This window comes from Microbacterium sp. GW821-FHT01D02 (genome assembly GCF_059422585.1).
Window position 1 is genome coordinate 94,986 of sequence record NZ_JBWKXB010000003.1, and the last position, 18,989, is coordinate 113,974.

The 18,989-nt window shown below is 66.9% G+C and carries 20 protein-coding genes; 9 read left to right on the forward strand and 11 right to left on the reverse strand.

The window, feature by feature from the left end:
- Window positions 1-1,038 (forward strand): quinone-dependent dihydroorotate dehydrogenase, encoded by a 1,038-nt coding sequence (locus AC07VM_RS13925; RefSeq protein ID WP_494911806.1) that lies wholly within the window; start codon window positions 1-3, stop codon window positions 1,036-1,038.
- Here the strand turns inward: AC07VM_RS13925 and AC07VM_RS13930 are convergent.
- Window positions 1,013-1,585, reverse strand: coding sequence for a DUF3043 domain-containing protein (locus AC07VM_RS13930; RefSeq protein ID WP_494911807.1), 573 nt, complete (start codon window positions 1,583-1,585; stop codon window positions 1,013-1,015). The two genes, AC07VM_RS13925 and AC07VM_RS13930, sit on opposite strands and share 26 nt — an antisense overlap.
- 46 nt (window positions 1,586-1,631) lie before the next feature.
- Between AC07VM_RS13930 and AC07VM_RS13935 the strand changes: the two genes are divergently transcribed.
- The 5 genes from AC07VM_RS13935 (at window position 1,632) to ctaF (ending at window position 6,685) form a co-directional block, all read left to right on the forward strand.
- Window positions 1,632-3,035, forward strand: coding sequence for a dipeptidase (locus tag AC07VM_RS13935; RefSeq protein ID WP_494911808.1), 1,404 nt, complete (start codon window positions 1,632-1,634; stop codon window positions 3,033-3,035).
- A 70-nt stretch (window positions 3,036-3,105) separates the two neighbouring features.
- The gene (erpA, locus tag AC07VM_RS13940) at window positions 3,106-3,468 is read left to right on the forward strand and encodes an iron-sulfur cluster insertion protein ErpA (RefSeq protein ID WP_017830247.1); all 363 of its coding nucleotides are present in this window, start codon (window positions 3,106-3,108) and stop codon (window positions 3,466-3,468) included.
- A gap of 139 nt (window positions 3,469-3,607) precedes the next feature.
- Window positions 3,608-4,510, forward strand: coding sequence for an aa3-type cytochrome oxidase subunit II (gene ctaC, locus AC07VM_RS13945; RefSeq protein ID WP_267415058.1), 903 nt, complete (start codon window positions 3,608-3,610; stop codon window positions 4,508-4,510).
- Between the two features lie 84 nt (window positions 4,511-4,594).
- The gene (gene ctaD / locus AC07VM_RS13950) at window positions 4,595-6,247 is read left to right on the forward strand and encodes an aa3-type cytochrome oxidase subunit I (protein ID WP_267415057.1); all 1,653 of its coding nucleotides are present in this window, start codon (window positions 4,595-4,597) and stop codon (window positions 6,245-6,247) included.
- 3 nt (window positions 6,248-6,250) lie between these two features.
- Window positions 6,251-6,685: an aa3-type cytochrome oxidase subunit IV gene (gene ctaF / locus AC07VM_RS13955; protein ID WP_494911810.1), complete on the forward strand. Its 435-nt coding sequence runs from the start codon at window positions 6,251-6,253 to the stop codon at window positions 6,683-6,685.
- A gap of 76 nt (window positions 6,686-6,761) precedes the next feature.
- On the opposite strand, the gene AC07VM_RS13960 is transcribed toward ctaF, so the two are convergent.
- The 7 genes from AC07VM_RS13960 to ctaE all read right to left on the reverse strand — a co-directional run bounded on the left by AC07VM_RS13960 (window position 6,762) and on the right by ctaE (window position 12,729).
- Window positions 6,762-7,181, reverse strand: a complete 420-nt coding sequence (locus AC07VM_RS13960) for a rhodanese-like domain-containing protein (RefSeq protein ID WP_494911811.1) — start codon at window positions 7,179-7,181, stop codon at window positions 6,762-6,764.
- An 83-nt stretch (window positions 7,182-7,264) separates the two neighbouring features.
- Window positions 7,265-7,843, reverse strand: coding sequence for a GNAT family N-acetyltransferase (locus AC07VM_RS13965; RefSeq protein WP_494911812.1), 579 nt, complete (start codon window positions 7,841-7,843; stop codon window positions 7,265-7,267).
- The gene (locus tag AC07VM_RS13970; protein ID WP_494911813.1) at window positions 7,840-8,250 is read right to left on the reverse strand and encodes a RidA family protein; all 411 of its coding nucleotides are present in this window, start codon (window positions 8,248-8,250) and stop codon (window positions 7,840-7,842) included. Before AC07VM_RS13970 ends, AC07VM_RS13965 begins: the two co-directional genes overlap by 4 nt.
- Window positions 8,251-8,330: 80 nt before the next feature.
- Window positions 8,331-10,145 (reverse strand): cytochrome bc1 complex cytochrome b subunit, encoded by a 1,815-nt coding sequence (qcrB, locus tag AC07VM_RS13975; protein WP_494911814.1) that lies wholly within the window; start codon window positions 10,143-10,145, stop codon window positions 8,331-8,333.
- Window positions 10,142-11,218: a cytochrome bc1 complex Rieske iron-sulfur subunit gene (gene qcrA, locus AC07VM_RS13980; RefSeq protein ID WP_267415051.1), complete on the reverse strand. Its 1,077-nt coding sequence runs from the start codon at window positions 11,216-11,218 to the stop codon at window positions 10,142-10,144. Before qcrA ends, qcrB begins: the two co-directional genes overlap by 4 nt.
- 36 nt (window positions 11,219-11,254) lie before the next feature.
- Complete coding sequence (qcrC, locus tag AC07VM_RS13985; protein WP_267415050.1) at window positions 11,255-12,055, reverse strand: cytochrome bc1 complex diheme cytochrome c subunit; 801 nt, start codon at window positions 12,053-12,055, stop codon at window positions 11,255-11,257.
- Window positions 12,056-12,075: 20 nt separating this feature from the next.
- Entirely contained in the window at window positions 12,076-12,729 is a 654-nt protein-coding gene (ctaE, locus tag AC07VM_RS13990; RefSeq protein ID WP_494911816.1) for an aa3-type cytochrome oxidase subunit III, read from the reverse strand.
- A 192-nt stretch (window positions 12,730-12,921) separates the two neighbouring features.
- On the opposite strand from ctaE, the gene trpD reads away from it, so the two are divergent.
- Window positions 12,922-13,992 carry an anthranilate phosphoribosyltransferase gene (gene trpD / locus AC07VM_RS13995; protein ID WP_267415049.1) on the forward strand — a complete coding sequence of 357 codons (1,071 nt, stop codon included), beginning with the start codon at window positions 12,922-12,924 and terminating at the stop codon, window positions 13,990-13,992.
- 2 nt (window positions 13,993-13,994) lie between these two features.
- Complete coding sequence (locus AC07VM_RS14000) at window positions 13,995-14,981, forward strand: PHP domain-containing protein (protein ID WP_494911817.1); 987 nt, start codon at window positions 13,995-13,997, stop codon at window positions 14,979-14,981.
- Between the two features lie 17 nt (window positions 14,982-14,998).
- Here AC07VM_RS14000 and AC07VM_RS14005 read toward each other — a convergent pair whose 3' ends face one another.
- The 3 genes from AC07VM_RS14005 to AC07VM_RS14015 all read right to left on the reverse strand — a co-directional run bounded on the left by AC07VM_RS14005 (window position 14,999) and on the right by AC07VM_RS14015 (window position 17,231).
- Window positions 14,999-15,943, reverse strand: a complete 945-nt coding sequence (locus AC07VM_RS14005; protein WP_494911818.1) for a 5'-3' exonuclease — start codon at window positions 15,941-15,943, stop codon at window positions 14,999-15,001.
- A 32-nt stretch (window positions 15,944-15,975) separates the two neighbouring features.
- Complete coding sequence (locus AC07VM_RS14010) at window positions 15,976-16,476, reverse strand: PKD domain-containing protein (protein WP_494911820.1); 501 nt, start codon at window positions 16,474-16,476, stop codon at window positions 15,976-15,978.
- A 251-nt stretch (window positions 16,477-16,727) separates the two neighbouring features.
- Entirely contained in the window at window positions 16,728-17,231 is a 504-nt protein-coding gene (locus AC07VM_RS14015) for a hypothetical protein (protein WP_494911822.1), read from the reverse strand.
- Between the two features lie 286 nt (window positions 17,232-17,517).
- Here AC07VM_RS14015 and rpsA point away from each other — a divergent pair, with 286 nt between their 5' ends.
- Window positions 17,518-18,972 carry a 30S ribosomal protein S1 gene (rpsA, locus tag AC07VM_RS14020; RefSeq protein ID WP_267415044.1) on the forward strand — a complete coding sequence of 485 codons (1,455 nt, stop codon included), beginning with the start codon at window positions 17,518-17,520 and terminating at the stop codon, window positions 18,970-18,972.
- The last annotated feature ends 17 nt before the right edge of the window (window positions 18,973-18,989 follow it).

Genomic DNA, 18,989 nt, shown 5'->3' on the forward strand with positions numbered 1-18,989 from the left:
ATGTATCCGCTGCTCTTCCGCGCTGTCCTCTCGCGCTTCGATCCCGAGTTCGCCCACCACGCCGGCATGGCGGTGATCCGCGTGCTCGGTGCGCCGCCCTTCTCCTGGGCGACCCGTACCCTGACCCGCCCCGATCCGTCGCTGCGTGTCGAGGCACTCGGGCTCACGTTCCCCTCACCGTTCGGCGTCGCCGCGGGCTTCGACAAGAACGCGGTCGGCGTGCGCGGGCTCGCCGCCCTGGGCTTCGGCCACGTGGAGGTCGGCACCGTCACGGCGATCCCGCAGGACGGGAACCCCAGGCCCCGGCTGTTCCGCCTGATCGCCGATCGCGCCGTCATCAACCGGATGGGCTTCAACAACGCGGGAGCGGACGCGGCCGCGCGTCGTCTCGCCCGCCTGCGCCGCGGTGCGCCCGACACGGTGATCGGCGTCAACATCGGAAAGAGCCGCGTGGTGGAGGTCGAGAACGCCACCGCGGACTACGTGGCCTCCGCGACCAGGCTCGCCCCGCTGGCCGACTACCTGGCCGTGAACGTGTCGTCGCCGAACACCCCGGGACTGCGCGGGCTCCAGGCCGTCGAGACACTCGCGCCACTGCTGCGCGCGGTCCGCGAGGCCTCCGGCGCCACTCCGCTGCTCGTCAAGATCGCACCCGACCTGCCCGATGAGGAGATCGCCGCCATCGCGCGGATGGCGGTCGAGGAAGGGCTCGCCGGGATCATCGCGCACAACACGACCATCAGTCGCGACGGTCTGCTCACCGATGACGCGACGGTCGAGGCCGCGGGAGCGGGTGGTCTGTCCGGCGCACCGCTGAAGAAGCGGTCGCTCGAGGTCCTCCGCGTCGTTCGCGAGGCCGTGCCCGCCGACTTCTGCGTGATCGCGGTCGGCGGTGTCGAGACTCCCGCAGACGTTCAGGAGCGTCTGGATGCGGGCGCCACGCTGGTGCAGGGGTACACGGCGTTCCTGTACCGCGGACCGTTCTGGGGCCGCGAGATCAACAGGGGACTGGTCAGTCGGGGTACTGGCCGCGCTTGACCTGCGGCTTCGGCAGGCGCATGAACCGCATCTGCAGGGCGCGCATCGCGGCGTACCAGCCGAGGCCGCGCTCGAGGCGCTCCTTGCCGAACTTCGCCGCGGCCTTGCGCTTGATCCGCATGCTGAGCAGGACCAGACCACCGATCGCGATCACCAGGTACGCCATCATCACGATGTAGGCGTAGAACGAGATAATCGGGCTGGCGGGTACGAGCGAGGCGAGGATGACCAGGACCATCATCCCCATCACGAACTCGGCGGGGTGCCAGCCGGCATCCACGTAGTCGCGCACCCAACGGCGCTGCGGACCCTTGTCCCGGACGGGGAGGTACTTCTCCTCACCGGCGGCCATGCCGGCCTGCGCGCGGGCGCGGCGCTCGTTGAGGTCGGCCTTGGCAGCCGCCTTCGCCTCCTTGGTGTTGGCGACCAGGGGGCGGCGACGCGCCGCCTCCTGCTCCGCGCGGGTCGGCGTCGCGCGCCCCTTGCCGACGGCAGGCGTCTCGGGGGCGTCGTCGTTCGTCGAAGGGGAGGCAGGGGTAATGGCCACGGAGTTCCTCGGTTTGCTGACGGGGGTTCGCCTTAAGATTACTCGCATGACCTCTCCTGCGCTTCCCAGCGAGTCCGACGCCGCCGTCCTCGACGCCGCGGCGACCGGCATCCCCTCCGCGCTGTCCGACCTCGGCCACCTCGTGCGCATCCCCGGCATGGCCTGGCCGGCGTTCGATCAGACCCAGCTGGAGCGCAGCGCCGAGGCCGTCGCGTCCTTGGCTTCGGCCACCGGCGTCTTCGACGAGGTCCGTGTGCTCCGGGCGGCGATCCCGGGAACCGACGAGCACGGGCAGCCCGCCGTCCTGGCGACGCGCGCGGCCCGCAACGGCAAGCCGACCATCCTCCTCTACGCCCACCACGACGTGCAGCCTCCGGGGGACGACGCGCTGTGGGAGACGCCGCCCTTCGAGCCGACCGTCCGCGACGGGCGTCTGTACGGACGCGGTGCTGCAGACGACAAGGCCGGCATCATGGCGCACATCGCGTCCATCCGCGCCGTGAGCGAGGTGCTCGGTGACGACCTCGACCTCGGCATCGCGATGTTCATCGAGGGGGAGGAGGAGTACGGTTCGCGCTCCTTCGCGCAGTTCCTCTCCGACAACAAGGAAGCGCTGAGGGCCGATGCGATCGTCGTCGCCGATTCCGGGAACTGGGACTCCGTCACGCCCGGGCTGACGGTCTCGCTTCGCGGCAACGCGCGCTTCACGATGCGCGTGCGCACGCTGGACCACGCATCCCATTCCGGTATGTACGGCGGCGCCGTGCCCGACGCGATGATGGCCACGGTCACCCTGCTCTCCACGCTCTGGAACGCCGACGGCTCGGTGGCGGTCGAGGGCATGACAGCTCGTGATGCCGCGACACCGGACTACACCGAGGCGACTCTCCGCGACGAGGCGGGTCTCCTGCCCGGCACCACCCCGATCGGTGACGGCACGATCCTCAGCCGGATCTGGAACAAGCCCGCCGTGACCGTCATCGGTATCGACGCCACGAGCGTGGCCGCTGCGTCCAACACGCTCCTGCCGGAGGTCACCGTGGTCATCAGCGCCCGCGTCGCACCCGGCCAGAGCGGGCAGGACGCCTACGAGGCTCTGGAGAGCCACCTCCGCGCGCACGCACCGTTCGGCGCGGAGCTCACCTTCACGGATGTCGATCTCGGCGACGGCTTCCTCGTGGACGCCAGCGGCTGGGCGGTGTCCCTGACGCGCGACGCGATGCGCGACGGCTACGGCGTTCCGCCCGTCGACCTCGGCGTCGGCGGCTCGATCCCGTTCATCGCCGACCTCGTGCGGGAGTTCCCCGACGCGCAGATCCTGGTCACCGGCGTCGAGGACCCGCACTCGCGTGCCCACAGCCCGAACGAGTCGCTGCACCTCGACACCTTCCGCCATGCGGTCGCGACCGAGGCGCTGCTGCTCGCGCGCATGAATGCCGCGGAACTCTGAGCCTCTCAGGATCTGCGGCGGTAGAATCGACCGAGAAGCCGTGCACCTGCGGCCCGTCACAAGGAGCGACATGAGCGACACCACACTCTCCCCAGAGACCACCCGCGCACACGGCGTCACCCTGACCGACGCTGCGGCCACGAAGGTCAAGAACCTCCTCGAGCAGGAAGGCCGCGACGATCTCCGTCTGCGCGTCGCCGTGCAGCCCGGCGGATGCTCGGGCCTGATCTACCAGCTGTACTTCGACGAGCGCTACCTCGAGGGCGACGAGACCGTCGACTTCGACGGCGTCGAGGTCATCATCGACAACATGAGCGTCCCGTACCTCGACGGTGCGGCGATCGACTTCAAGGACACGATCTCCGAGCAGGGGTTCACGATCGACAACCCCAATGCGGCGGGCAGCTGCGCCTGCGGAGACAGCTTCCACTGATCCTCGCTCCGCTGAACGGCCGTCGTCACCATGGGTGACGGCGGCCGTTCCGCTTCCCCAACCTGCGTGGTTGGCATGAATCAGGTGTGAGGTTGCTCTAGACTTGGGTGTGCTCTGTTCGCGATCTGAAAGGTGCATCGTGCCCTCGAAACGCAGCCTTCGTTGGGCCGCCCTCCCTGTGGGAGTTGCGGCAGCCTTGGCCCTGGCGGGATGTACTCCCACCGAGCTCAACGGCTTTCTTCCGGGCTTCGTGGAGGGTGGCCCCGCGGCCACCAATCAGACCGAGCGCGTCTCGTCGCTCTGGGTGAACTCCTGGATCGTGCTCCTCGCCGTCGGCATCATCACCTGGGGCCTCATGGCCTGGGCGGCGATCGCGTACCGTCGCCGCAAGGGCCAGACCGGCCTGCCGGTGCAGATGCGCTACAACATGCCGATCGAGATCTTCTACACGATCGTGCCGCTCATCCTCGTGCTGGGCATGTTCTTCTTCACGGCCCGTGACCAGACGGAGATCGAGGCCAAGTGGGACCAGCCCGACGTGGAGATCACCGCAATCGCCAAGCAGTGGGCGTGGGACTTCCAGTACGACGGCGACAAGGAGGACAACTCCGACGCCGTGTGGACGATGGGCATCCAGGCTCAGCCCGACAAGGACGGCAACATCGACCAGGCGCAGCTGCCGACGCTGGTGCTGCCCGTCGACCAGAAGGTCACGATCCACCTGCAGTCGCGTGACGTCATCCACTCGTTCTGGATCATCGACTTCCTCTACAAGAAGGACATGTTCATCGGGAAGGACAACTCCTGGTCGTTCATCCCGACCCGTGAGGGTGAGTATGCCGGCAAGTGCGCCGAGCTCTGCGGTGAGTACCACTCGATGATGCTCTTCAACGTGAAGGTCGTCTCTCAGGACGACTACGACTCGTACCTCGAGTCCCTGGAGGAGAAGGGCAACACGGGCGACATCACCGACGCCTACGACCGCCTCTCGAACTTCCCGGGGACGACCCCGAAGACCGACACCGAGGAAGGAGGGGAGTAAGTCATGTCGACCACCGAAGCTCCCCGTACAGACGAGACTCCCAAGTCGCGTCCCACCACTCTTCCGGCCCGCCAGGCTGCTCTCATGAGCTCCTCGCGTGTCGAGCAGAAGGGCAACATCGTCGTCAAGTGGATCACCTCCACGGACCACAAGACCATCGGGTACATGTATCTGATCGCGTCGGTGATGTTCTTCCTCCTCGGCGGTGTGATGGCGCTCGTCATCCGTGCCGAGCTGTTCGCGCCGGGAATGCAGATCATCCCGACGAAGGAGCAGTACAACCAGCTGTTCACGATGCACGGCACGATCATGCTGCTGATGTTCGCGACGCCGCTTTTCGCCGGTTTCGCCAACGCCATCCTGCCGCTGCAGATCGGTGCCCCTGACGTCGCGTTCCCGCGTCTGAACGCCTTCGCCTTCTGGCTCTTCCTGTTCGGTTCGACCATCGCGGTCGCCGGCTTCCTCACCCCGCAGGGTGCGGCCTCGTTCGGGTGGTTCGCCTATCAGCCGCTGGCAGGGGCATCGTTCTCGCCCGGTGCGGGTGGAAACCTCTGGATGGTGGGTCTGGGTATCTCCGGATTCGGAACCATCCTCGGTGCCGTGAACTTCATCACCACGATCATCACGATGCGTGCGCCGGGTATGACGATGTGGCGCATGCCGATCTTCTCCTGGAACACGCTCATCACGAGCCTGCTGATCCTGATGGCGTTCCCGGTTCTCGCGGCGGCGATCTTCGCCGCTGCTGCCGACCGCATCCTCGGTGCGCACATCTACGACCCGGCCAACGGTGGCGTCCTGCTCTGGCAGCACCTGTTCTGGTTCTTCGGACACCCCGAGGTGTACATCATCGCGCTGCCGTTCTTCGGCATCGTCTCGGAGATCTTCCCGGTCTTCAGCCGCAAGCCGATCTTCGGGTACAAGACCCTCGTCTACGCGACGATCGCCATCGCCGCACTTTCCGTCGCGGTGTGGGCTCACCACATGTACGTGACCGGCTCGGTGCTGCTGCCGTTCTTCGCCCTGATGACCATGCTCATCGCGGTGCCGACGGGTGTGAAGATCTTCAACTGGATCGGCACGCTCTGGCGAGGGTCCGTGACGTTCGAGACGCCGATGGTCTTCGCCCTCGGCTTCCTGGTCTCCTTCGTGTTCGGAGGTCTGACCGGTGTCATCCTCGCGGCCCCGCCGCTGGACTTCGCCCTGTCCGACTCGTACTTCGTCGTCGCTCACTTCCACTACGTGGTGTTCGGAACCGTCGTGTTCGCGATGTTCGCCGGGTTCTACTTCTGGTGGCCGAAGTGGACGGGTCGCATGCTGAACGAGCGTCTCGGCTACGTGCACTTCTGGATGCTGTTCATCGGCTTCCACATGACGTTCCTCATCCAGCACTGGCTGGGTGTCGACGGCATGGTCCGTCGTTACGCGGACTACTCGGCGGCCGACGGGTGGACCTGGCAGAACCAGGTCTCCACGATCGGTGCGATGATCCTCGGCGCGTCGATGCTGCCGTTCTTCCTGAACGTCTGGATCACGGCTCGCAAGGCTCCCAAGGTCACGGTCAACGACCCGTGGGGCTACGGCGCCTCGCTGGAGTGGGCGACGTCCTGCCCGCCGCCGCGACACAACTTCACGTCGATCCCGCGTATCCGCAGCGAGCGTCCCGCGTTCGACCTGAACCACCCGGAGGCTGCCGAGTTCGCGACCACGGCTCCCGGCGAGCGAGAGGCCCACTAAGTCATGCGCGACAATGTCATTCTCTGGTGGATTCTGACGGCGTTCTTCGCCCTCGTCGGTGTGATCTACACCGGTTGGCACATCCTGGCCACGCCGAGCCCCGAGTTCGCGATGCGGGTCGAGTGGGTCGGAACCGTGGCGCTGTTCTTCGCGGCCTTCATGGCGGCCATGATCGCGTTCTACCTCGATCGCACGCACAAGGCCCAGCACGGCGAGCTTCCGGAAGACATCCTGACGTCGGACATCGATGACGGTGACCCGGAGCTCGGCGAGTTCAGTCCGTGGTCCTGGTGGCCCATCGTCCTCGCCGCCTCGGCCGGAATCTTCGTCGTCGGTCTCGCCGTCGGACACTTCCTGCTCCCGATCGGTCTCGCGATCTTCGTCGTCGCGATCGTCGGCTGGGTGTACGAGTACTACCGCGGCAACTTCGCCCGCTGACTCCACGCATAGAAGAAGGCCCCCGGATCCGTCCGGGGGCCTTCTTCGTGTGCGCAGGCTCAGGAAATGAGGACGCTCAGGCCCGCCTCCGGACGCGAGCGATACCGGTGAGGGGATCCACGGGACGATGGTGGATGCCATCCGCGTCCTCCACGGGGTAGCCCTCACGCACCCAGTACTCGAAACCGCCGATCATCTCCCGGACGCGATAACCGAGTCGCGCGAACTCGAGCGAGCCCTTCGCGCCGGCGTTGCATCCGGGGCTCCAGCAGTACACGACGACGTCGGCATCCGTGGGGACCTCGGCCGCCGCGCGTGCGGCGATCTCGCTGTAGTGCATGTGCACGGCACCGGCGACGCGGCCCTGCGCCCAGGCCTCGTCGGAGCGGACATCGACGACGACGAGGTTCTCGCCGGCCTTCCGCGCGGCATACACGTCGCTCGCGTCCGTCTCGTAGGCGAGCTTGGCCTGGTAGTAGTCGATGCGGTCGATCATCCACTCAGCCTAGAGTCACGCCGCGAGGGCGACGCAGCGGATTCCCGTCGACGTGCGTTCGAATGCGGTCACAGGATGCGGACTCAGAGGGCGGCGGTCATCTGCACGCGCGGACCGTAGGCGAAGAGGCCGAGCGCCGCCTCGGTGCGAACGAGTTCCTGGTGCAGCGGGGTGTCCGGCTCCGTCACGACGAACCCGCAGGAGGCGTAGAACGGCGCGTTCCACGGAACCTCGGCATAGGTGCGGAGCGTGATCTCCGTGTGTCCGCGTTCCCGGGCTTCGTCGAGTGCGGCGTCGACGAGTCGCCGGCCGATTCCCCGTCGACCGAACGCCGGGAGGACGGAGAGCTGCTCGAGGTGGGCGTGCCCGTCGAGGTCCAGAACGTGCACGAATCCGACGACCAGGTGAGGAGCGGCTCCGTCGTCTCGCGCCTCCGTGCCATCTGTGCCCGCGTCTCGCGTCTCCGTGTCCCGCGTCTCCGTGTCCTGCGTCTCTGCGACGAGGACGAATCCGGGCGCGATCGTGCGCTCGTGCGGGGGAGTGGGCGGAGGCCAGTCCTCGGCTCCGAAGCGTTCCACGAGCAGGGCATCCGCTTCGATCTCGATCTGCTCGGTCGCAGCCTCATCGGCCGGGCCCGCCGGGCGGATCTCGATGTCCGTCATGACTCCGCGGCGACGGCGGCGATCGCTTCGATCTCGACGAGTTGGTCGTCGTATCCGAGGACGGTGACGCCCAGGAGGGTGCTCGGCACATCGTGCTCGCCGAACGCGGCATGGATGACGTCCCACGCCGTCACGAGGTCTGCCTGCGCGGAGGAGGCCACGAGGACGCGCGTGCTGATCACGTCCGTGAGAGTCGCTCCGGAGACCTCCAGGGCGCCCTTCAGCGTCTCGACGCAGCGTGCGGCCTGGGCCGCATAGTCACCGGGTGCGGCCGTGGTGCCATCGTCGTTGAGCGGGCAGGCGCCTGCGAGGAAGATCAGTCGGGATCCGGCGGGCGCCGTCGCAGCATAGGCATAGGGGGTCTCGGCGAGGCTTTCGGAACGGATCAGCTGGACGACGGAAGACATGGTTCGATCCTTTCATTGAGGGGTGACGAAGAAGGCCCCGTCCGCAGGGACGAGGCCTTCTTCAAGAGGGGGAGTGGCGACTACTCGCCATCCTCCGACTTCTTGTTACGAGGCTTCTTCACCGGCTCCGTGGCGATCACGGTGCTCGGGGTGTTCGGGGTCTCGTCCACGTGGGTCTCATCGACCGTGAGCGGGGCGTCCGGGAAGCCGGCGCGCTCGTGAGCACCCTGGATCTCGGCGACCTCGGTCTCGTCGTTGTGAGCCGTGACGTGGTGCTGGTGTGCATCGGCGGCCTCGACCTCGGCCTGCGTGAGCGGCGCGAGACGGTCTTCGAAGAACCAGCGGGAGATCGAGGAACGGATGTTCTCCGTCCACGGGATACGACCCTTGGCGTTCGGACGCACCACGAGGGGCTCGTAGCCGTCGACGTCGATGAGCTTCCACCGGTCGTACTTGTCGACCGGCTGGTGCACCTCGATGAACTCGCCGCCGGGGAGGCGGACGATGCGGCCGGACTCGAAGCCGTGCAGCACGATCTCGCGGTCCTTCTTCTGCAGCGCGATGCAGATGCGCTTCGTGACGAAGTAGCCGAGGATCGGGCCCAGGAAGAGCAGAGCCTGGAGCGTGTGGATGACGCCCTCCATCGTGAGCATGAAGTGCGTCGCGATGAGGTCGGAGGAGGCCGCGGCCCACAGGACTGCGTAGAAGATGACACCGGCGACACCGATCGCGGTACGCGTCGCCGCGTTGCGCGGACGCTGGGCGATGTGGTGCTCGCGCTTGTCGCCCGTGACCCACGCCTCGATGAAGGGGTAGATCGCGACGGCGACGATGAACAGACCGAGGACCAGGACCGGGGCGATGATTCCGAACGACCAGGTGTGGTTCAGGAACACGATGTCCCAGTTCGACGGAGCCAGTCGCAGCGCACCGTCGGCGAATCCGATGTACCAGTCGGGCTGGGTACCGGCGGAAACAGGGGAGGGGTCGTACGGGCCGTAGTTCCAGATCGGGTTGATCTGGAAGAACGTCGCGATCAGCACGATGGTGCCGAAGACGATGAACAGGTACCCGCCCATCTTGGACATGTACACCGGCATCATCGGGTAGCCCACGACGTTGTCGTTCGTGCGGCCGGGGCCGGCGAACTGCGTGTGCTTGTTGATGATCATCAGCATCAGGTGCACGACGATCAGCGCGATGACGAGCATCGGCAGGAGCAGGATGTGCAGCGTGTACAGGCGTCCGACGATGTCGGTACCGGGGAACTCGCCGCCGAAGAGGAGGAACGAGGTCCAGGTGCCGATCAGCGGGAGACCCTTGATCATGCCGTCGATGATGCGGAGGCCGTTACCCGAGAGCAGGTCGTCGGGAAGCGAGTAGCCGGTGAAGCCCTCGGCCATCGCGAGGATGAACAGGATGAAGCCGATCACCCAGTTCAGTTCGCGCGGCTTGCGGAAGGCACCCGTGAAGAACACGCGGAGCATGTGCACGCCGATGCCGGCGATGAACACGAGCGCGGCCCAGTGGTGGATCTGGCGGACCAGGAGACCACCGCGCAGGTCGAACGAGATGTGCAGCGACGACTCCAGCGCGGCGGACATCTCGATGCCGCGCATCGGAGCGTAGGCGCCGGTGTAGTGCGTCTCGACCATGGACGCCTGGAAGAAGAACGTCAGGAAGGTTCCGGAGAGGAACACGACGACGAAGCTCCACAGCGCGATCTCGCCGAGCATGAACGACCAGTGGTCGGGGAAGATCTTGCGTCCGAGCTCCTTGACGAAGCCGGAGAGGCTGGTGCGCTCATCGATGTAGTTCGACGCGGCACCCACGAAGCGTCCGCCGAGCGGCGCCTTGGTGTCCTTGTCCTCTTTGGACAGCGTTGCGGTGCTCAATGGCGCTCCCAGAAGCTCGGGCCGACGGGTTCCTTGAAGTCGCTGCGTGCGACCAGGTAGCCCTCGTCATCGACGGTGATGGGCAGCTGCGGCAGCGGACGAGCCGCCGGGCCGAAGATGACCTTTGCGTGGTCCGTGACGTCGAACTGCGACTGGTGGCACGGGCACAGCAGGTGGTGCGTCTGCTGCTCGTACAGTGCCACGGGGCAACCGACGTGCGTGCAGACCTTGGAGTACGCGACGATGCCGTCGTAGGACCAGTCCTTGCGGTCCTCGGCCTCGATCAGCTGCTCGGGGCGCAGGCGCATCATCAGCACGATGGCCTTGGCCTTCTCCTCAAGGTAGCCGTCGTGGTGGCTGAGGGTCGCGAGCTCTTCGGGGATCACGTGGAACGCGGAGCCGATCGTGACGTCCGCGGCACGGATGGGCGTGCCGTCGGGGTCGCGCACCAGGCGGGCGCCCTTCTCCCACATCGTGTGCTTGAGCAGCACGACCGGGTCACCCGCGGTGGGGTCCTCCGGCGTGGAGTGAGGGGCGAGACCGCGGAACAGCGCGACGCCCGGGATGATCGAGGCGACGATGGCGGCGAACAGCGAGTTGCGGATGACCGTGCGACGGCCGAAACCGGACTCCTCGTTCGCGTCGGCGAAGGCCTGGATGGCCGCCTCGCGGGTCGCGTCCTTGCCACGGGTGGGGTGGCGGTGCTCGATGAACTCCTTGTCGGACATGAGCGCCTTGGACCAGTGGATCGCACCGATGCCGAGGGCCAGCAGCGCGAGAGCGATGCCGAGACCGATGAAGAGGTTGTTCTGCCGGATGTCGATGAGCGCGCCGCTCTCGATCGGGAACAGCATGTAGGCGGCGACCGCCCAGATGCTTCCCGCGAGCGAGAGGTAGAACAGCGTGTAGACGGTGCGGACAGCGGCCTTCTCAGCGCGCGGGTCCTTGTCGGTCATCCGCTCGCGGTGCGGCGGAAGGCCAGGGTTCTGCACGGGATCGCTGACTGCGACACCCAGCCCCGGAGAGGGCTGGTAGGCCCTGTCAAGAGCCTGCGAGTCGTCGTCGTGTGCCATGGTGCTCCTCGTACGTTCCTCTTCGATGAATAAGCGTCAGTTGGACTTCGCCGTGATCCACACGGTGACGGCGACGAGTGCGCCGATTCCGAAGATCCAGACGAACAGGCCCTCGGAGACCGGTCCGAGCGAACCGAGCGAGAATCCGCCGATCTGCACGGACTGCTGCTGGAAGAGCAGAGCCGAGATGATGTCGCGCTTGTCCTCGTCGGACAGGTTCATGTCGCCGAAGACCGGCATGTTCTGCGGGCCGGTGACCATGGCCGCGTAGATGTGCAGCGCGCTGGTCTCGGTCAGGGCCGGGGCGTACTTGCCCTCGGTGAGCGCACCGCCGGCCGCGGCCACGTTGTGGCACATGGCGCAGTTCACGCGGAAGAGCTCGGCGCCGTGTGCGACGTCGCCCTCTCCGTCGAGGATGCGGTCAGCGGGGAAGGTCGGGCCGGGGGCCTCCGACTGCACGAAGGACGAGATCGCGAGGATCTGGTCCTCGGTGAACTGCGGTGCCTTCTGGGGTGCCTGCGGTCCCTGCATCTGCAGGGGCATGCGTCCGGTCGACAGCTGGAACTCGGTCGCCAGCTCGCCGACGCCGTAGAGGCTCGGTCCGTTGGCGGTTCCCTGCAGGTCGAGGCCGTGGCAGGTGGCGCAGTTCGCCTGGAACAGCTTCTTGCCGTCTTCGACGGTCAGCTGGGTCGATGCGGTCTGCGTGTCGGTCGCAGCGAACGCCGCGGACGCACCGGCGTACACAGCGCCGGTGATCATGAGGCCTGCTCCGATGAGCGCGGCCGCCGCCAAAGGGCTGCGACGACCGCTGGAACGGCGCTTCTTCTCTCGTGCCATCTCGGGGATCAGCTCCGCTCTTATTTCAGGAAGTAGATAACGAGGAACAGCACGATCCAGACGACGTCGACGAAGTGCCAGTAGTAGGACACCACGATCGAGGAGGTCGCCTCTTTGTGCCGGAAGTTCTTGACGGCGTACGCACGGCCGATGACGAGCAGGAACGCGACCAGGCCACCGGTGACGTGTAGGGCGTGGAAGCCGGTCGTCAGGTAGAACGCGGAGGCGTACGAATCGGCGTTGATCGGCATGCCTTCAGTGACGAGCTGGGCGTACTCCCAGACCTGGCCGGAGACGAAGATCGCGCCGAGGGCGAAGGTGAGGAAGAACCACTCCACCATGCCCCAGCCGAAGAGGCGACGGCGTCCGGCGCCGTTCTTCTGGCCCTTGCCGATCTTGTACGGCTGCAGGTCTTCCGCCGCGAACACGCCCATCTGGCACGTGAACGAGGAGAGCACCAGGATGGCTGTGTTGACTGCGGCGAACGGGACGTTCAGCAGCTCGGTCCGGTCGGCCCACAGCTCCGGGGAGGTGCTGCGGAGGGTGAAGTAGATCGCGAAGAGTCCCGCGAAGAACATCACCTCACTGCCGAGCCACACAATGGTGCCGACAGCTACCGGGTTGGGCCGCTTAATCGTTCTCGCCGCCGGGGCATACGTCGCTGAGGTCGTCACCCCTCCATTATGGCCGATCCTTGGGCGTGATTCTTGCACCGACGGCCTTCGATTCGCCCGTCGATGACTTAGGGGACCCTAAGAAAACACTGCGAATACCCGGTGAATCCGCGGGAAACAAGGGATGGGCGCGGAGTGCACATGCGCCCGGAAGCATCTGCATGTTTTCTCCGCGCCGATAGGATCGCACACATGGCTGATTCCCTGACCTGGTCCGACCTGCTCACCTCGTTGCTGGAGCGTCGTGACCTCAGCGTCTGGGAGTCCACGTGGGCGATGCGTCAGATCATGCAGGGGAGTGTGAGCGAGGCTCAGCTCGCGGGTTTCCTCGTCGCGCTCCGTGCCAAGGGCGAGACGATCGATGAGATCGTCGGCTTCCGTGATGCGATCCTCGAGGCCGCCGTGCCGCTGCCCGTCTCGCCCGACGTGCTCGACATCGTCGGGACCGGCGGCGATCGCGTCGGAACCGTGAACGTCTCCACCACCGCGGCGATCATCATCGGCGCCACCGGCGTCCCGGTCGTCAAGCACGGCAACCGCGCGGCCAGCTCCGCCTCCGGTTCGTCCGATGTGCTCGGCGCGCTCGGGCTCGAACTGTCCCTAGACCCCGCGGCCGTCGCATCCATCCTCGATCGCACCGGCATCACGTTCGCCTGGGCCGGCGCGTTCCATCCCGGTTTCAAGCACGCGGGGTCCGTTCGCGCGGAGCTCGGTGTTCCCACGGTCTTCAACATGCTCGGCCCGCTGTGCAATCCTGCGCGCGCAGAGGCCAACGCGGTCGGTGTGGCGCAGATCGAGCGCGTCCCGCTGATCACCGGCGTCTTCCGGACCCGCGGCGCGACGGCTCTCGTCTTCCGCGGCGATGACGGACTCGATGAGCTGACCACGACCGGGCACAGCCGGATCTGGGAGGTCACGCGCGGAGACATCCACGAGCACGACCTCGACCCGCGCGACCTCGGCATCCCGGTCGCGGACCTCGCGGACCTCATCGGCGGTTCGCCGCAGCACAACGCGGACGTGCTCCGGCGGACGCTGGCGGGCGAGACGGGCGCCGTTCGGGACATCGTGCTGCTCAACGCGGCAGCGGGCATCGTCGCGTTCGAGCTGTCGCAGGACGCCGGTCAGGTGCAGCGGCCGATCCTCGAGCGCCTGCGCGATGGATACGACAAGGCCGCCGCAGCCGTCGACGACGGCCGTGCGCTGGCGAAGCTCGATCAGTGGATCGGCGTGAGTCGCGAGCTGTCGACGCCGCAGGAGTGACCATGGACCCCGTCGACGCCCTGCTGGAGATCGCCTCCCTCCTGGAGCGGGAGCGGGCGTCGCGGTATCGGGCGAAGGCGTTCCGCCAGGCCGCAGCGACGCTGCAGGATCTTCCGGACGACGTGCGGGACGATGCCACACGGCTGCGCGCGGCGAAGGGGATCGGCGAATCCACGTTCGCGGTGATCCGTCAGGCGCAGGCCGGGGAGGTCCCCGACTACCTGGTGGAGTTGCGCGGCGACGTCGAACCCGAGCGGGTGTCGGCGCTCCGAGCCAAGCTGCGCGGCGATCTGCATGCCCACACCGACTGGTCGGACGGCACGACGCCGATCGCGGTCATGGCCGCCGCTGCGCGGGCACAGGGCCATGAGTACCAGGCGATCACGGACCACTCTCCTCGTCTCCGCGTCGCGCGGGGGCTGTCCGCCGAGCGGCTCCGCGAGCAGATCCCGTTGGTGCGCGCCGAGTCCGGTGACGGTTTCACGCTCCTCGCGGGGATCGAGGTCGACATCCTGGAGGACGGCCGACTCGACCAGGAGGACGACCTCCTCGGTGAACTCGACATCGTCGTGGCGTCCGTGCATTCCCAGCTGCGCATGGATGCCCGGCCGATGACGGCCCGCATGATCGCCGCCGTGTCGCATCCGCGGGTGAACGTCCTCGGACACTGCACGGGGCGTCTCGTGCAGGGGGATCGCGGCACCCGGCCGCCGTCGGAGTTCGACGCCGCCGCGGTGTTCGCGGCGTGTGCCGAGAACGGCGTCGCGGTCGAGATCAACTCGCGGCCGGAACGGCAGGACCCACCGGACGAGCTGATCGCCATCGCCCTCGAGGCCGGATGCCTGTTCTCGATCGACTCGGACGCCCATGCGCCGGGACAGCTCTCGCTGCTGGATCACGGCGCCGAGCGCGCGGAACGGGCCGGGATCCCCGCAGCGCGCATCGTGACGACCTGGGGTCTCTCGCGTCTCCTGGCCTGGGCGGAGTGATCCGCCGCTGAACGCGGTCAGCTCGCGGGCAGGGCGGCGTTCGAGACGGCCGCGACCGCGCGGGCCATCGAACCGCCGAGGTTCCACTTCTCGGCGAGGGCGGTCGCCGCATCCGCCTCGGCGGGATCGAGCACGTGCAGGGGCACATCGGGCGCGCTGATCGGAAGCGAGGTGGCGACCGCGACGACGGTCGGTGCGACGTCGAGATAGGCGGTCGCCGCCAGCAGCTTCGCGCGGACCCCAGCGCTCATCCCTTCGCCGGCTTCGGCCGCAGCGCGGATACCGTCCAGGTCGCTGTGCGTCTGCAGGAGAGTGGCCGCCGTCTTCTCGCCGACTCCGGCGACGCCGGGCAGCCCGTCGGATGCATCGCCGCGCATGGTGGCGAAGTCCGCATACTGCGAGGGGAGGACGCCGTACTTCGCGACGACGGTGGCGTCGGTCACGATCTCCAGGTTGCTCATGCCCTTCGCCGTGTAGATGACCCTGACGTCGCGCGCGTCGTCGACGAGCTGGAAGAGGTCCCGGTCGCCGGTAACGATGTCGACCGGCATCGTGGCGTTCGTGGCGAGGGTTCCGATGACGTCGTCCGCCTCGTGCTCGGCCACCCCGATGATGGGGATGCCGATCGCGGCGAGCGTCTCGCGGATCAGGGGGATCTGTGCCTCGAGCGGGTCGGGGATCTCCTCGACATCCGGTCCGCTCGCCACGACCTCCACCACGCGGTGGGTCTTGTAGCTCGGGATGAGATCGACGCGCCACTGCGGACGCCAGTCGTCGTCCCAGCAGGCGATCACGTGCGTGGGCTCGTAGAGGGTGACGAGCTTCGCGATGATGTCGAGCAGACCGCGCGCGGCGTTGATCGGCGAACCGTCCGGCGCCGTCACCTTGTCGGGGACGCCGTAGAAGGCGCGGAAGTAGAGGCTGGCGGTGTCGAGCAGCATGAGGCGATCGGCGCGGGTCATGGACTCAGCGTAGAGCGCGCTCGCCCTTGCGGTCAGCACCCGGGGGCCCGGGGCTGCTCGGCACAGGTGCGCGCGACGAGAGCGGTGCGCGCCTCGAAGATGCGGATCTGCTGCGTCGTGCCGTTCACCGTGAGCTCACCCGCCACCGAGAACCATCCTCCGCCGATGTCGACCTCGGCCGAATACCGGACGGAGGCGCGCGCGTCGTAGGTTCCGCGGTCGCGATACGTATGGCTCGTGGAGGTGGGCGTGAACGGAGCCTGGTCGAGGGCCGCCCAGGTCAGCCCGCCGTTCGTGGACGTGCTCGTCGCGCCGTCGCCGTAGTCGAAGTCGACGCCGACAGGGGTGAAGCGCACCGTGACCGGCTTGCCGAAGAGCTCGCCGGTGCGCGTCTGCGCGGATGCCGAGGCGACGATGTTGGTGGGCAAGCCGGCGATGCCGACGTCTTCCGGCTCGGCGATCGTCCGCACCGGATCCGGCGCGAACTGCGCGACGTCGGTGATCGTGATCGGCCGGCCCTCGTCGGTGGTCACTTTGACCGCGTCGATCCCGCAGCCCATGATGCGGACGGCGTCGGGATCGCAGAGGGATACCTCCTCTTCAGCCTGGGCGGGAGGCGCGGAAGGTGGACCGCCGTCAGACGTCTGAGTTTTTTCCCCAGTGACCGAGAGTTGGCTCCCGCTGTTTGTGACGCACCCCGTAGTCACAGAAACTGCAGCGTTGCAGGCGCTGGGTGAGAGCGGAGGGGCGGGTAGTAGGAAGGCGAGGAACACCCCCACCAAGATCAGCCCGCGCACTCGTACTCACCCGTGCCTTCGAGATCGGAGATCGTGAGCGGCGTGGCGACGGAGTTCTTGGAGAACGTGATGGTCATCGGCTGATGAGGCGGCCGGTCGGCAGACACGATTGATGCGCCGGACGCATCGAGAACATCCACGTCGCTTACGTCCACGCAAACGTTGGCATGTACCAGCCCGGCAATCCAGTCGACAGTGGCGCCTGAAAATGAGTAATAGTGCGTCTGGCCAACCACTCGCGTCTTCTCGGCGTGCAAGCGGCTAAAGGCCTCTCGCGTCGAACTCGCTGCGGTGCCGGAGAGAAGCGCGAAGACGGCTTCGAACGTCGTCGTTTCTGAGAAGTCCACTTGGTTCAGCGCGTCGTTGTACGCGCGATACGTCGCCTCGGCGGCGGCGAAGGCTTCGTCTTCGGAGGCGAACACCGGAGTCGGTGTGGGCGTGGGGGTCGGCGTCGGGGAGCAGGCGGTGAGCGTCGCCGCGACGACGAGCATGCCGGCGCAGACGACCCGTGTGGACGAGAGTCGGGGAGGAGCGGGAGTCACCCGGGTCACGGTAGGCGGAATGCCCGAACCCTCGCGGGAGTTATCCACAGGTGAGGGACGGACGCGCTCTTCCTGCGGCATCCCAACTTCTGATAGCCTGAATTGTCACTCGTGGCGTGCTTCGCGTGCCCTCGTGACAAGAAAACCAAAATCCAACTGCTGTGAAGCATGCAGTCGGCCGTGCGCGGTCTTTGCCTCCCAGCCTGAGTCTCCATTCACAAGGACAACCCACTACATGACTACCGCAACGACCGCCCCGGCCACCAAGCAGGTCGCCATCAACGACATCGGATCTGCTGAGGACTTCCTGGCCGCGGTCGAGAAGACCCTGAAGTTCTTCAACGACGGCGACATCATCGAGGGCACGATCGTCAAGATCGACCGCGATGAGGTCCTCCTCGATGTCGGCTACAAGACCGAGGGTGTCATCCCCTCGCGCGAGCTCTCGATCAAGCACGACGTCGACCCCAACGAGGTCGTCGCTGTCGGCGACCAGGTCGAGGCCCTCGTTCTCCAGAAGGAGGACAAGGAAGGCCGTCTGATCCTCTCCAAGAAGCGTGCTCAGTACGAGCGTGCCTGGGGAGACGTCGAGAAGATCAAGGAGAACGACGGCGTCGTCACCGGTACGGTCATCGAGGTCGTCAAGGGTGGACTCATCGTCGACATCGGACTCCGCGGCTTCCTCCCGGCTTCGCTCATCGAGCTGCGTCGCGTCCGCGACCTCACGCCGTACCTGGGCCAGGAGATCGAGGCCAAGATCCTCGAGCTCGACAAGAACCGCAACAACGTCGTCCTCAGCCGCCGCGCGCTGCTCGAGCAGACGCAGTCGGAGTCGCGCACCACGTTCCTGAACAACCTGCACAAGGGTCAGGTCCGCAAGGGTGTCGTGTCGTCGATCGTCAACTTCGGTGCGTTCGTCGACCTGGGCGGCGTGGACGGCCTCGTGCACGTCTCCGAGCTGTCCTGGAAGCACATCGAGCACGCCTCCGAGGTCGTCGAGGTGGGCCAGGAGGTCACCGTCGAGATCCTCGAGGTCGACCTCGACCGCGAGCGCGTCTCCCTGTCGCTGAAGGCGACGCAGGAGGACCCGTGGCAGGTCTTCGCCCGTACCCACGCGATCGGTCAGGTCACGCCGGGTAAGGTCACCAAGCTCGTTCCGTTCGGTGCGTTCGTTCGCGTCGCAGACGGCATCGAGGGCCTCGTCCACATCTCCGAGCTCTCCAGCAAGCACGTCGAGCTGGCTGAGCAGGTCGTGTCGGTCGGCGAAGAGGTCTTCGTCAAGGTCATCGACATCGACCTCGAGCGTCGTCGCATCTCGCTGTCGCTGAAGCAGGCCAACGAGTCGGTCGACCCCAACGGCACCGAGTTCGACCCGGCCCTGTACGGCATGCTCGCCGAGTACGACGAGAACGGCGAGTACAAGTACCCGGAGGGCTTCGACGCCGAGACCGGTGCGTGGAAGGAAGGCTTCGACGCCCAGCGCGAGGCATGGGAGCAGGAGTACGCTGCAGCCCAGGCTCGCTGGGAGGCGCACAAGGCTCAGGTCGTCAAGGCGGCCGAGGCCGAGGCTGCGGCCGGCGAAGACTTCGGCGGCCAGTCCTTCACCAGCGAGGCTGCCGGCGCCGGCACCCTCGCGGACGACGAGGCACTCGCGGCTCTGCGCGAGAAGCTCTCGGGCGGCAACGCTTAAGCAGCACTCTGAAACGG